Genomic DNA, 13,728 nt, shown 5'->3' on the forward strand with positions numbered 1-13,728 from the left:
CGAAACCCATTAATGCAGTAATCATATAAAATCTCCTGTACTTACCTGATTAGTCTCGTGATGAAACAAACAGCTTGTATACGCCATATGTGATCATGGTTGCGGCCGTTACCCAACTCATGACCGCGATATATTCAACGATATAGCCGACCGGCATCTGCAGATACTCAGTCACTTCGCCACGGCGATGTGAACGAGCCGCCAGTTCGTAGATACGTACAGCGAGGAAATAGAGGGAGGTCGACATTAGGAACGCTGAGAATAAACCCAACACCTTAATCAGAGTGTTACCCAACATCTTGTCAAGAATATCGACAACAACGTGTCCTCCACGCCATGTCACGATAGGCAGCTCGGCAAAGACCAGGATAGCTATCCCCATTTCGGTAAGCTCAGTCGTACCGTCAACTGCGTTGTCCAGAAAATATCGACCAAATACATCGGCACAGGTCAGTGCCATTAAGAAGAAAAGTGTTAACGCAGCAATCAGCTCCAATAGGAACGCCACCCACGCTACCGGACCTTGCTCTTCGTAGTGTGATTGAATCCAGGTAGATAAAGCCATATAGCCTCCTGATGTTCGAAATCAATACACCAACGCCTTCCCTGGCATCAGCCTGGCTATCAACACAGTTAGCGTTGCAGCCATGTTTATCTGTTACTTGTTATAAGTAACGGCAATCTGGCGAAGCTCAGTCAGCGCCGCTTTAGTATCCACACCGCGACTCTCTACAGACTTGATAAAGGCAGCGTCCATACCTTGAGTCAGCGCGCTGAATTCATGCGCCAGTGCATCACCCTCTTTTACAAAGGTGATATTTACACCTGCATCTTTAGCAGCTTCGATACCAGCCTTATCACCGTCATCCCAGGCTTTACCGGCCATTGCCGACAGTTTTTCGCCTGATACGCTCAAAATTGCGTCACGGTCTTTTTGATCCAGATCGGCAAGGAAATCGGGGTTCATGAAGATAGCAAAGCTGCCCAGGTACATACCGCCAGGTAACGCGATCACGTTTTTCGCCACTTCTTTCAGACGCAGGGATTTCTGATCGACCATCGGGATAAACACCCCGTCGATAACACCCTGCTGCATCATTTCATAAACTTTCGGTGCGGGTGCACCTACCGCCGTGACGCCCATGCGGTGACCAAGTTCAGCCTGTACACCACCACCTAAGCGGATCTTTTTGCCTTTCAGATCAGAGAATTTTTCGACCGGTTTGGCCATATGAACCTGACCAGGTCCGTGGGTGAACAAACCAATCAGTTCCAGACCGTCATGTTCATTTGCTTGTGCGAAGTACTTTTGATGAATACGCCAGTGAGCAACAGAAGCCGCCTCTGCGCTTGCGCCTAACATTGGCTGCTCAACAGCCTGGGTGAGTTTGAATCGTCCCGGTACATAACCATGAAAACTGAAAGCGGCATCAACAACACCGTCTTCCACCAGCTCGAACATGGTTTTTGGATGGCCTAGGCCATATTCAACAACAACCTTTACGCGACCGTCTGTAGCTTCTTCAACCCACTTTGACCAGGTAGGCCATACCACTGTGTTTTGCGGATGAGTCGGTGGCAGCCAGCTACCGACACGCAATGTCGTTTCAGCTAGTGCCTGTCCAGCTATACCCATGAACAGTCCAATAGCGAGTACTTTCTTTAAGCTCATTTTTGCTTCCTCTTACCAATCAACAGAGAAAATGAATATATTAAGTAATTAATTCTGTGCGCTCCGGGTACACAGCTATATCCATTAAATTGTTGATTCAGGCCTTCTGTCGAAACCGCTTCGCGGTTTTTAAGCCAACACTCCCCCCTCCCTCTTTATGGGGACTATGATTGAGAGCGCTGGCTGATGAGAATTAAGATGAATGATGTCTACGCATCATTTTTCATCTTAGCGATCTTCTCATGGATGTTGTTCTTACGATAATTACGTTCAGGGTGCAGCTCGATCATCTCAAAACCGATACTCATATAGCGGCGATCAAAGATTGGCTGCAGTTGTTCGGTGAACGTTTCAAATACTTTGTCTGACGCAGCTTTAAGGACTTCTGGCTCGCGCCCGGCACCTACTTTCGCAGTCAGATGAACAAAGGTGTTTTCAGGATCACCTTCTCCTACACGAAAATGCTCACAACGTACTGCACGGGTGCGAATTCCGCCAATCGGGAATACACCTGTCGCAATCGCCGTCTCATTGAGCTTCTCGAACAATGATGGGATATCAAGATCGTCATCGAGGTTCGCAGAGTATTCCATAATAAAGTGCGGCATTCGATGTCTCCTCTTTTAGTCTGTTCGCAGTAAAAAGCCGTGGCTTAATCAGCAGCCGAAAAAGCCACGGAATGCACTATCGAACAATAGATGCTTTAAGCAGCCCTCTGGCCAGAGTATCCAGAGGGCTGAATGTCTTAGCGGCCCAGTACAGGAACGCGGTGAGTATCATGAGCGATACACACGTTTTTGGTTTCCATGTAGAAGTCAAAGCTCCAGTCGCCACCGTCACGACCGATACCAGACATCTTCACACCACCAAATGGTGAAGGTAGGTTACGGTTGTTTTCAGAGTTAACCCAAAGCATACCCGCTTCTACTTTGTCGGCCATACGCATTGCGCGACCAGTGTTAGAAGTCCAGATGTAACCTGCCAGACCGTAGATAGTCTCATTAGCCAGTTTCACCGCTTCTTCTTCAGTCTCGAATTCGATTGCTGTCAGTACTGGACCGAAGATCTCTTCCTGAGCGATACGCATGCTGTTTTTCGCTTCAACGAACAGAGTTGGTGTAACGAAGTTACCTGGGCCCATCTCATCACGCAGAGACTTACCACCTACCGCTACGGTCGCACCATCTTCTTTGGCAATTTCGAAGTAGCTAGTTACTTTATCGTAGTGACCGGTATGAACCAGAGGACCTACTTCTGTTGCAGGATCTAGCGGGTGTCCCACTTTGATGTTAGCAACACGCTCTTTCAGGGCAGCCAGGAACTTATCTTTAATGCCGCTCTGAACCAGCAGACGGCTAGAGCTTGTGCAACGCTGACCGTTGAGGCTGTAGATCATGAACACAACCGCATCCAGCGCACGGTCAAAATCAGCATCGTCAAATACGATTACCGGGTTCTTACCACCCAGTTCAAGATGCAAACGCTTCAGCGTTTGGGCTGTCTGAGCCTGGATCAGTTTACCTGTCGCAGAGTCACCTACCAGCGCAACCGCTTTAATAGCAGGGTGTTCAGTCAGCGTTTTACCTGCAACTGCACCGAAACCATTAACCATGTTCCAAACGCCTTTTGGTAGGCCAGCAGCTTCAGCACACTCAGCCAGGATAGACGCAGTCAGAGGGCTCAACTCAGCTGGCTTATGCACAACAGTACAACCCGCTGCCAGTGCTGGAGCAATTTTCCAGGTCGACAGCATGAATGGTGTGTTCCATGGCGTAATGACAGCCACAGGGCCAATTGGATTACGAACCGTGTAGTTAGTGTGCTCCTGCTGATGCAGAGACAGACCATTACGCGCTTCAGGAGCCTGGTCAGCGAAGAAACGGAAGTTAGCAGCACCGCGCACAGCAGCCTGTCGCATGAAACGGATCGCCTGGCCACAGTCCATAGACTCAACCATCGCAATCTCTTCTGCGCGTTTTTCCAGCTCATCACCCAGGCGGTGAAGAATTTTACGACGCTCAGCGCCTGGTGTAGCAGCCCATTCAGCCGCAGCCGCTTCTGCCGCTTCGCAAGCAGCATTTACATCAGCTTCTGTAGCCGCTGCTACTTTGCCCAAGAAGCTCTGGTCGAAAGGAGTTGTGTTATCAAATGTTTCGCCCTGACCCAGCGTCCACTCACCATTGATGTAATGGCCCAGTGTGTTTTCTTTAAAACGCGCCAGGTAGCCTTCTGCTTTTGCGATATTCTCTTGCAGCTGTTCGCTCATCTGTCTTCTCCACTCTTCTCGCCCGAAGCTGCGAGGTTTAAACACTCATCTCACTTCAGGCTGCAATTTGGTTCAGATACGCCCGGCACACTATATGCCGGGGTATTGTTCAACGATTCAAATACTGATTAGTACTTATCGCCGTAGAATTCCTGCTCGGAAACGATGTAAGTTTCCAGAGCACCAATTTTTTCGATCTCACATACAACCTTGTCGCCTGGCTGCATATCTTTCAGACCTTCCGGTGTACCTGTTGCGATCATGTCACCTGGCTTCAGGGTCATGATTTTACTCAGGTATTCAACCAAGAAAGGAACATCGAAGATGATATCTTTAGTTGTTCCATCCTGAGTCAGTTCACCGTTTACATGCGTTGTTACTCGCAGATCGGTGATATCACCCACATCTTCTTTATCAATAACGTAAGGACCGATCGGTAGCAGTGAATCACGGCTCTTAACACGCAGATTTGGACGGTAGTAGTTTTCAAGGTAATCACGGATCGCAAAATCGTTACATACGGTGTAACCCGCTACGTAATCCATTGCATCTTCACGTGAGATGTTCTTACCTTCTTTACCGATTACGGCCACCAGCTCACACTCATAGTGCTGGAATTCGATATTGTCAGGGCGATAAGCATTCTGCTTGTGACCTGTCAGGGTGTTAGTCCCTTTCAGGAATACCAGTGGCTCTTTTGGTGGCTCAAACGCCAATTCACGAGCATGGTCCGCATAGTTCAGACCCAGCGCGAAGATCGTGCCTGGGTTTTCAACAGGGCATAACCACTGAACATCTGCTTCATTGATCAGCTGACCATCTGCCTTAGATTTCAGCTGACCGTTTTCTTCTACTGTTACAGCCAGTTCGGAGCCGTTAAAAAGTACGCGTGCGTGTTTCATGTTTTAAGCTCCTCTTATTGACCCAGCTGGTTGTTCAAAGACACAACACCAGCAATCTCAGATGTTACTTTGTCACCTTTGTTAACTGGTGCGCGGTTACCAGGGAAAGCAACAGCGATCACATCACCAGGCTGCAGAGTCATGATGTAAGAGATAGTGCTGATCAGTTCAGCAACACCACGCACTGTGCGTGCAACAGGCATCTCATTGACAACTTCACCGTTTACTTTAGTGACAACAGACAGCGCCTGCGGGTCAGCAACATCAGAAGCCGTTAAAACAGCAGCACCGATGGGTGCGCTTCCATCCAAGCACTTACCTTTAATGTCCGGACGGTAGTAGCTTTTCTCTGGCAGAGAGAAATCATGAACCAGTGTGTAACCACCTACATACTCAAGCGCTTCTTCCTGACTTACACGGCAACACTCTTTACCGAATACAACAGCCAGGGATGCACCAACAACCATGCTATCGGCATCAGCAGCCCACTCGACTTCAGCACCTTCAGTGCTCCAGGTGTTGTGCGGCTTGAAATACAGAACCGGCTGAGTCGGCGCACTTTTGTATGGCGCTTCGTTAAATTCTGCCTGCATTGCTTCGAACTGATCAGCATCGTTCAGCGCAACACAAACTAACTTACCTTTTACGATTGGATTGTCAGTCATTGTTCTCTACCTAAAATTAATATCCGCTAGAACCCGCTGCATCAGCTTTGTTCTCGCCGGATTTGAAACTTTCTGCCAACTGTTTCGCTGCGTTACTCAGCAACAACGTATCAACACCAATACCTACAAACTTAGCGCCCTTCTCAACATAGTTGTGCGCTTTAGCCGGATTGATACACAGAAGACCAGCAGCTTTACCTGCATCATTAATAATTTTCAGACCACCTTCGATCGCAGCAACAACTTCAGGGTGATCAGGGTTACCTATATGCCCCATCGAAGCAGAAAGATCAGATGGCCCGATAAAGACACCATCAACCCCTTCAACCGCCGCGATCTCTTGCAGATTTTCCATCGCGGTGACGGTCTCAGCCTGTACGATAAGGCAGATCTCATCATTAGCTTTCTGCAGGTAACCCGGAATACGGTTCCAGTTTGCCGCACGGGCCAGAGAGCTACCCAGACCGCGAACGCCTTGCGGTGGATATTTCACTGCTTTAACCAGTTCGCGTGCTTGTTCAGCCGTGTCACACATTGGAACAAGCACAGTCTGAGCACCGATATCCAACAGGCGCTTCAGCAAGGCTGTGCGCCCCTCTTCCGGGCGAACAATGGCTGGCACACCGTATGGCGCAATCGCCTGCAGATGACGCATTGTGGAATCTAACTCAAACGGTGCGTGTTCGCTGTCGATTAGCAGCCAATCGAACCCCGAACCTGCCACGATTTCAGCGCAGGTCGAATCGGGAAGACCCAGCCATAAACCCCAAAGCGGTTTATCACCTTTGAGAGCCTGCTTAAATTTGTTTACCGGAAGATCCATTCTGAAGCGCTCCAGTACTATTAAACGAACTTCACAGAGATACCACCCAATGGGCCGTAATCTGCGTGAATTGTGTCACCTGCTTTAACCGGTACCGGACGTGTGAAAGAACCCGCCAGAATAACCTGACCCGGCTCCAGCGCTACACCATGTGGCGCGAAACGCTTACATACCCAGCAGATACCGTTTGCAGGATGACCCAGTACGCCTGCTGCCAGACCTGTTTCTTCGATCTGACCATTCAGATATAGCAGACAACCCGCCCAACGCATGTCGAAATCCATTGGTTTCATCGGGCGACCACCCATAATGATGCCAGCATTCGCGGCATTATCTGCGATCGTATCCAGAACTTTTCGGGTATAACCTGTTTCAGGGTCAGTACGGTGGCAGCGAGCTGCAATCAGTTCGATGGAAGGAATGACGTAATCTGTTGCGTTCAAAACGTCAAAGATCGTTACGTTTTCACCTTCCAGGCGATCTTTCAAGACAAACGCCAACTCGACTTCAATACGAGGATCCAGGAAGTCAGATACATTGATCTCTGCACCATCGGCAAAGAACATATCGTCCAGCAGAACACCGTAGTCAGGCTGATCGATATTTACCGCCATCTGCATTGCACGCGATGTCAGGCCAATTTTATAACCTTTAACAGATGCACCCTCTTCGATCTTGCGATCAACCCAGGCTTTCTGGATTTTATAAGAGTCATCCATCGTCATATCAGTGTATTCCAGTGTCAGTGCTGGAATCTGTTGACGCTCTTTTTCAGCTTTATAAAGGCGATCCGCTGCGTTCTTAATCTGTTCCGGAGTTAACATAAACGTCCTCGTTTCTTTACCTGAGCCCAGCTGGATCACAGCCCGGCCTGAAGCTTTTCTTATACTTATGACTGGAACATAAGTAACATGTTAACTACAATATACTTAATATATTAACAAAATTCCAGCCTATTTTTATTTTTTCCAGCGGGTACACTTGAGCGCCCACACTATAAGGCAGCAGATGAATAGTTCGGTGTTTACTAATAAAGCCCAAACCTACTGGCCAGGTAGCAAAATCTCGGGGCCCATCCTGTTTTCCATGTGGGGGCTGGCATTAAGTGATTACTTTATCGGCTTCAATCTAGCAGCCGCGGCAACTGTTTTGGGCTGGCTGTTCGTCGCTATTGAAATACCGCGACTCAAAGCCAAACAACGCCCGCTTATTTTGGCGCTTGGGATTGCAGGTATGCTGTTCTCGATACTTGCCTGGAGCTACGGCTCTGAAACCACACTGCTTGAATTACTCGATGAACACCTGAAACTGGCAATGCTGTTAACGGCGATCAGCTTTATTGGCCTGGCCATCAAACCCCAGGCCAGCCAAACCAGTAAAGGCCTGAAGAGCTATCTAAGTACCTTTTTGGGCATGCATTTCTTCTCATCAGTAGCCAATTTTTCCGCGCTACCTGTAGTTGGCGACCAGGTTCAACGCAATGGGACAGTGGACAGGCTCTCACAAAGTATTCTTGCTCGCGGCTTCAGCCTCTCGGTTTTATGGTCACCCTTTTTGAGTATCACGCCACTGGTACTTGAGCAGGTTCCCGGCGCGTATGTCACCAACATCTACCCCTATTCGATCCCACTGGCTATCACCGGCCTGCTGCTAACGATTCTGGAGGCGCGCTTCCGTTATCAGAGCCGTTTTGATAACTACCAGGGGTATCCTATGAAGATGGCGACCCTCCACCTACCCATTATGCTAATCAGCAGTGTGCTGCTAATGACATGGTTATTTCCGGGTACCTCAACGGTCATTCTGGTATCGATCGTTGCGGTCTTGATTCCGTTACTGATCGTGAGCGGCCAGAAAGGAATGGCTGAAGGCGGCCAAGTGCTGAAGCTACAGGTATTTGAACGGATCAGTGAGAGTCGCACAGAGATCTCACTATTCCTCTGCGCAGGGCTTTTAGCGGCAGGGGTAAAAGCCTGCATCGGTGTCGGCCTTATCAGCCTTCCTTTTACAGAGACGAATGCGATGGTCGCATCAATCTGTTTGATCGCCATTGTGATGATCGCCTCACTCGGGATCAACCAGCTTGCGGTTGTGGCTATCTTTGCGGGCCTGCTGGCTGATGTCACCACCACCCCAACGATCATGGGCGTAACCTATATTTATGCGACAGCGTTGTCGATGTATACCAGTGTGTTTAGTGGCACGAATATGATTCTGCGAGCCCGTTATGGCTGCCGGAGTAAAGAGATTCTTCGCAATCAGCTGCCTTTTACACTGCTGATGCTCGCCGTGGGTATTGGCACATTGTTTATCATGCAAGCGCTAGGCGTACAGTAGAGGTTCCTAAATCACTGTTGAACCTGAACCGCAGATAGCTTAGTTTAGCGGTCAACAAAAACAGGTTATCGCCTGAGCATATAATTAACATATTAATTACGACAGGATTATCAACATGATCAAGGTTTACGGTAGCGTCTACTCCCGCGCCAGTATGGTAATGTGCGTTTTGGAAACACTTGGACTGGAATACGAGTACATTCCTCACCTGCCAAAAGGTAAGGAGATCAAACAGGACGACTATCTGGAACTGAACCCTAACGGCAAAGTACCTACGCTGGTTGATGGTGATCTGGTGCTGTGGGAAACACAGGCAATCATGTTCTATCTGGTCGATAAGTATGGCAATGGTCAGCTTTGGAGTGACTCTGCCGAAGGTCGCGCAGATATCTACCGCTGGTCTCTGTTTGTAGCCAATCAGCTTGAACTATTTGCCCTGGACCTGTTTATCCAGCACAAATTTGTACCGGAAGATCTCCGCGATGAAGCAGTTATCCTTCGTGCTCAGGCTGAACTGGATAAAAACCTGCCTATTCTGAACGCACGTTTAGAAGGTCGTGAATTTGTTTCAGGCGAGCAACGTACTGTTGCGGATATTCACGGTGCAACCATTCTTTCCTGGGCGAAACTGGTAGGCTACAACTTTAAGCAGTTCCCAAATGTTGATGCCTGGATCAAACGTCAGATTAAATCAGAAGCACAGCAAACAGTTAACGCTAAAGCTTAATCACCGATTTACACAGAGCCGGTTATACCGGCTCTGTCCCTCCCACATCCAGATTTTCCAGATAGGTTTCCAGCACTAGATTGGATCGGGCCCCTTTACGTGTAATCACCGAAAACTGAGTTTCATAATGATGTTCTTCCGGGTTGAGTGCGCGCATTCGCCCTTCTTTAACCCAGCGCTGGGCAAAATGCTCTGGCAGATAACCTATGTACTCTCCCGTTAAAATAAGGAAAGCAACACCTTCACGGTCGGTGGCGGTAGCGGTAGCCTTGAGCTGTTGATAACAGGTTTTGATCTCTGGTGTTTGTGCATAAGCCGGCGCTACCGCATCCCAGGCCTTCAGATCGATATCACCCTCTGCATCAAACAACGGGTGCTCATCTGAGCAGTAGAGCTTTGAACGTTCCTCATAAAGCGGTTGGTAGCTCAATCCAGAGAGCGAACGCAGTGTAGGCACCATCCCCACATGGAGCTTACCGTCCAGGACTCCCAGCTCGATCTCATTGGGCGGAATCATACGTATATTGATAACGACCTCAGGCCCCTGCCTTTTCAGTTCGGCCAATGCATTGGTGATCTTCATCTTCGGCATAGTGACCAGGTTATCGGTGATGCCAATATTCAATTCACCGATCAACTGGGTATGCAAGGTGTTGACCTGGGTACGGAAGGTTTCGATTGAGGACAATAGCTCAAGCGTATATTCATAGACCTGCTGCCCCTCTTCAGTCAAAGCAAATCCTGAACGGCCACGCTGACACAAACGAAATCCAAGTCGATCTTCCAGATCTGACATCGCCAGGCTGATTGCAGATCGGGTGATGTTTAACTCAACCTCAGCAGCAGAGAACCCACCACACTCAACAACAACCTTATAGATACGCAGCATGCGCAGATCGATATCTCCGAGCTGTCCGATGGTTTTTTTCATTTTCTTCATTACATGCTCCACCACTTAAAACTGCGAACCAACCTCTGGTTTCTGAGCTTACCCCAACCATTACCGATTTTAGTTTAGTAATTACTTAACTGAATAAAAGTATTTTCAAATTTATTCAAGCAAAGAGCTGATTCATAGTTGAGCAGTCCAACTGAGTCTGCACCCATTTAAACGCTCAGCTGGCCCAGAGCAAATAGTGAAATTGACCGCAAAAAAACAACTAGAGGTCGTTATGACAATTACTACTAAGATCAAAAAAACGCTAACTGCGTGCACCCTGGCAACAGCACTAACGCTTCCAGCAGCTCAGTCCGCTACTGCGGGTGAAGAATTCATGCTGGCCCATGCCTATCCAACTGATCATATCTTCCACCTGGCTTCCACTACCTTTACAGAGCAGTTGAAAGCACAAGGCTCAAACCTATCTATCGACTACCATCCAGGCGGCGACTTGGGCGATTGGTCTTCAATTTTCGAGCAGAGCATGGAAGGTGTTATCCCTATGTCCATGACATTTGCTGCGTCAGAATTTGATGAGCGTCTTGACCTGTCATGGTTGGGCTATGTTGTTGATAACTGGGATGATGCACGTAAGGTCTATGGCCCTAATGGCAAGATGACCAATGTGTATAACGAAATTATGGATGACCTGGATCTGGTTGCTCTGGGTACTATCCCAACCGGTTTCGGCTCCGTAGCTATTCGTAAGGGAGTTGACCGTATACCTACCAACTTCCCTGAAGACACTAAAGGCATCCAGATGCGAGTACCACCGGTTGCGATCGGTATCGAGCGCTTCAAGAACTGGGGTTTCACCGCAGTACCGATGCCATTCTCTGAGCTTTATACCGCGCTTCAGCTAGGCACAGTTGATGGTCGTGCATTTGGTCCATCCGTAGAGATCTGGCAGATGCGTGATGTACTGTCTTCCTACATTCTGACCCGTGACTACTTCGAGCATGCATTCTGGGTAGTTAACAAATCCTGGCTGGAAGATCTGCCTGCTGATGAGCGCGCAAAACTTCTGGCAGCAGCAGATACCACACTTAACAAGATCTGGGATGAAGCTCAGTCTGTTGACGAAGGTTTCCTGAATCAGGTACGTGATGCAGGCATCAATGTTGTCGAGCTGTCACCTGAACAGCTGGATAAGGCTAAGAAAGCGCTTTATGCGAAAGAATGGCCTTACATGGAAGGTATTGTTGGCCCTGAAATCATGGGCATGATGCGCGAGATCGCTGGCATCAACTGATCCAAAGAAAAGTAACACCCCCTGGTATTACCGCAGCCTCCGGTTCACAAGATCGGAGCGCTGCTGGTACTACCCCCTGTTTACAAAACCAGGATCAGAACCATGCAACAAGAAAAGAACACTACCCGAAAATCGGTGGGTGACGCAAAGATCTACGATTATGATCCGGATCTCAGTAAGCACCCAATCCCACCTCACCTTCACGCAGTACCTGAATCAGCAAACCATCGTTTAGATAGCTACCTAATGCGCTTCGAACGAATGCTGAACTGGCTGTTTCGCACCATGATGCTCCTCGCAGGCCTTGGCCTGGCTTTCCTGATGTTCTCACAGGTCATCATGCGCTACATTTTTGAATCACCTTTTACGGGCATAGAAGAGCTTTCGATTCTTCTCGCCGTTTGGATCTACTTTCTCGGTATGGGTTATGCAACCCGTGAACGGGAACACATTCATGGCGGTATTGTCAGCTTGGTCGTGAAGGATCCCTTTAAAGTCAATATCATCCGTTTTTTTGGATCGATCACCTGCATGATTGCCGCCATCATCTTCGGCTATTTTGCCTGCAAATACGCACTCAAAGAGATCGACCGTGGCCGGGTGAGTATCAACCTGCGCTGGCCCCGAGGCTTCTGGAGCGCCAGTATGATTGTCGGCTTTGCCATGATGGTCGGTTACTTTCTACTTGAAACGATTAATGAATTCCGCGATCTGCGTCGCAGCTGGCGCCAGCGTCGAACCTCCAGGGAAGAGTTACAACATGAAGGAGAAGAGCAAGCCAAGCACCTGAAGGAGGAAGTGCAATGACCCTGTTTCTAATTGCGATGGCCGTTATCGTCATCCTTATTCTTATTGAGATACCGGTTGCATTTGCCTTCGGCATTGGAGCCGTACTGTTTGCTTTCACAACGGGAAACAACATCTCATTTCTGATTCCGCACGGATTCAAAACGGCTAGTGGTTTTGCCCTTCTAGCCCTGCCCCTGTTTATCTTTGCCGGATTACTGATGGCCGAAGGGGGGATCTCTGAAAGGTTACTTAACTTTGTAAACTCGATTGTCGGCCGAATTAAAGGCGGACTGGGTGCAGTAACCGTACTAACCTGCGCTCTGTTTGGCGCAATCTCTGGCAGCTCTTCTGCGGCTATAGCAGCGGTTGGGCAGATCATGATTCCACGAATGGTACGCGAGGGTTACCCCGCTGGCCACGCAACCGCACTGGTGGCATGTTCATCAGTTCTGGCACTGTTGATTCCGCCGAGCATCCCTATGATTGTCTTTTCAATCACTGGAGGCATCTCGGTAGGCGCAGCTTTTCTCTCGACAATTATTCCAGGGATCTTGCTCACCATCCTGTACTGCCTTTTGAACATGTGGTTTTTACGCAACAACCAGGACATCAAACTGGATGAGCCTCTGCCATTTAAACAAGCAGCGAAAGGGGTCGCCAAGACCGGCTATCATGCGGTATTTGCCCTGTTGATGCCGATGATTATCCTAGGCGCCATCTACAGTGGTATAGCTACACCGACTGAAGCAGCTGCGATTGCCGTCATCTATGCGATTCCTGTGGGCTTGTTTATCTATAAAGGCATGACACTGAAAAGCCTGAGTTCAGTTACCGTACGAGCCGTCACAATGACCGGTTCTATTATGGCGGTTCTGTTCTTCCTGTTCATTATGAGTCGCGCCATGATTCTGGAGCAGGTACCCCGTGACCTAGCTCACGCTTTACTCCAGGTATCTGAGAACAAATATGTCCTGCTTTTGCTCATCAACCTGCTACTACTACTGATTGGCATGATCGTGGACGACATTTCCGGAAGCGTGCTTGCCGCGATTATTTTCCTGCCCATCATCAATGAACTGGGCATAGACCCGATCCATTTCGCAGCGGTAGTCGGGGTAAATCTGGGGCTGGGTAATGTTTCACCACCCTGTGCGCCGATGCTCTATATGGCAGGCGGTGTGAGTAAATTATCGCTTGATCGGTACATAACCCCCACAGTGAAATTCCTCTGCCTGGGTCACCTACCTATGGTGTTCCTGGTGACTTTCGTACCGGAGCTTTCTCTGTTCTTGCCTGAACTCTTACTGGGCTACTAACGCACCTTGTGAGATCTCTTCGCTCTGATCCGCCCGGAT

Annotated in this window: 14 protein-coding genes; 5 read left to right on the top strand and 9 right to left on the bottom strand. The window is 48.8% G+C overall.

Annotated elements, in window-relative coordinates:
- Positions 1-49: 49 nt before the first annotated feature.
- From MED92_RS05465 to hpaH, 8 genes are all read right to left on the bottom strand, one after another.
- The gene (locus tag MED92_RS05465) at positions 50-565 is read right to left on the bottom strand and encodes a TRAP transporter small permease (protein WP_007020511.1); all 516 of its coding nucleotides are present in this window, start codon (positions 563-565) and stop codon (positions 50-52) included.
- Between the two features lie 93 nt (positions 566-658).
- Positions 659-1,672 carry a TRAP transporter substrate-binding protein gene (locus MED92_RS05470; RefSeq protein ID WP_007020512.1) on the bottom strand — a complete coding sequence of 338 codons (1,014 nt, stop codon included), beginning with the start codon at positions 1,670-1,672 and terminating at the stop codon, positions 659-661.
- A gap of 209 nt (positions 1,673-1,881) precedes the next feature.
- A complete protein-coding gene (locus MED92_RS05475; protein WP_007020513.1) occupies positions 1,882-2,280 on the bottom strand; it encodes a 5-carboxymethyl-2-hydroxymuconate Delta-isomerase in 399 nt (132 codons plus the stop codon).
- Between the two features lie 137 nt (positions 2,281-2,417).
- Positions 2,418-3,938 carry a 5-carboxymethyl-2-hydroxymuconate semialdehyde dehydrogenase gene (gene hpaE / locus MED92_RS05480; RefSeq protein WP_007020514.1) on the bottom strand — a complete coding sequence of 507 codons (1,521 nt, stop codon included), beginning with the start codon at positions 3,936-3,938 and terminating at the stop codon, positions 2,418-2,420.
- 128 nt (positions 3,939-4,066) lie between these two features.
- On the bottom strand, positions 4,067-4,840 hold the full coding sequence (locus tag MED92_RS05485) for a fumarylacetoacetate hydrolase family protein (protein ID WP_007020515.1): 774 nt from the start codon (positions 4,838-4,840) through the stop codon (positions 4,067-4,069).
- 14 nt (positions 4,841-4,854) lie between these two features.
- The gene (locus tag MED92_RS05490; protein WP_007020516.1) at positions 4,855-5,505 is read right to left on the bottom strand and encodes a fumarylacetoacetate hydrolase family protein; all 651 of its coding nucleotides are present in this window, start codon (positions 5,503-5,505) and stop codon (positions 4,855-4,857) included.
- Between the two features lie 16 nt (positions 5,506-5,521).
- The gene (hpaI, locus tag MED92_RS05495; RefSeq protein ID WP_007020517.1) at positions 5,522-6,328 is read right to left on the bottom strand and encodes a 4-hydroxy-2-oxoheptanedioate aldolase; all 807 of its coding nucleotides are present in this window, start codon (positions 6,326-6,328) and stop codon (positions 5,522-5,524) included.
- Positions 6,329-6,348: 20 nt separating this feature from the next.
- Positions 6,349-7,152, bottom strand: coding sequence for a 2-oxo-hept-4-ene-1,7-dioate hydratase (gene hpaH, locus MED92_RS05500; protein WP_007020518.1), 804 nt, complete (start codon positions 7,150-7,152; stop codon positions 6,349-6,351).
- 196 nt (positions 7,153-7,348) lie between these two features.
- Here hpaH and MED92_RS05505 point away from each other — a divergent pair, with 196 nt between their 5' ends.
- Together MED92_RS05505 and MED92_RS05510 are read left to right on the top strand one after the other, a co-directional pair.
- Positions 7,349-8,665, top strand: a complete 1,317-nt coding sequence (locus tag MED92_RS05505) for a hypothetical protein (RefSeq protein WP_238321490.1) — start codon at positions 7,349-7,351, stop codon at positions 8,663-8,665.
- A 115-nt stretch (positions 8,666-8,780) separates the two neighbouring features.
- Positions 8,781-9,392: a glutathione S-transferase family protein gene (locus MED92_RS05510; protein WP_007020520.1), complete on the top strand. Its 612-nt coding sequence runs from the start codon at positions 8,781-8,783 to the stop codon at positions 9,390-9,392.
- A gap of 22 nt (positions 9,393-9,414) precedes the next feature.
- On the opposite strand, the gene MED92_RS05515 is transcribed toward MED92_RS05510, so the two are convergent.
- Positions 9,415-10,332 (bottom strand): LysR family transcriptional regulator, encoded by a 918-nt coding sequence (locus MED92_RS05515; RefSeq protein WP_007020521.1) that lies wholly within the window; start codon positions 10,330-10,332, stop codon positions 9,415-9,417.
- A 232-nt stretch (positions 10,333-10,564) separates the two neighbouring features.
- On the opposite strand from MED92_RS05515, the gene dctP reads away from it, so the two are divergent.
- From dctP to MED92_RS05530, 3 genes are all read left to right on the top strand, one after another.
- Positions 10,565-11,584 carry a TRAP transporter substrate-binding protein DctP gene (gene dctP / locus MED92_RS05520; RefSeq protein WP_007020522.1) on the top strand — a complete coding sequence of 340 codons (1,020 nt, stop codon included), beginning with the start codon at positions 10,565-10,567 and terminating at the stop codon, positions 11,582-11,584.
- A gap of 102 nt (positions 11,585-11,686) precedes the next feature.
- A complete protein-coding gene (locus MED92_RS05525) occupies positions 11,687-12,391 on the top strand; it encodes a TRAP transporter small permease (protein ID WP_007020523.1) in 705 nt (234 codons plus the stop codon).
- Positions 12,388-13,689 (top strand): TRAP transporter large permease, encoded by a 1,302-nt coding sequence (locus MED92_RS05530; protein WP_007020524.1) that lies wholly within the window; start codon positions 12,388-12,390, stop codon positions 13,687-13,689. Before MED92_RS05525 ends, MED92_RS05530 begins: the two co-directional genes overlap by 4 nt.
- Positions 13,690-13,728: the final 39 nt, after the last annotated feature.

This window comes from Neptuniibacter caesariensis (assembly GCF_000153345.1).
Taxonomy (GTDB): Bacteria; Pseudomonadota; Gammaproteobacteria; order Pseudomonadales; family Balneatricaceae; genus Neptuniibacter; species Neptuniibacter caesariensis.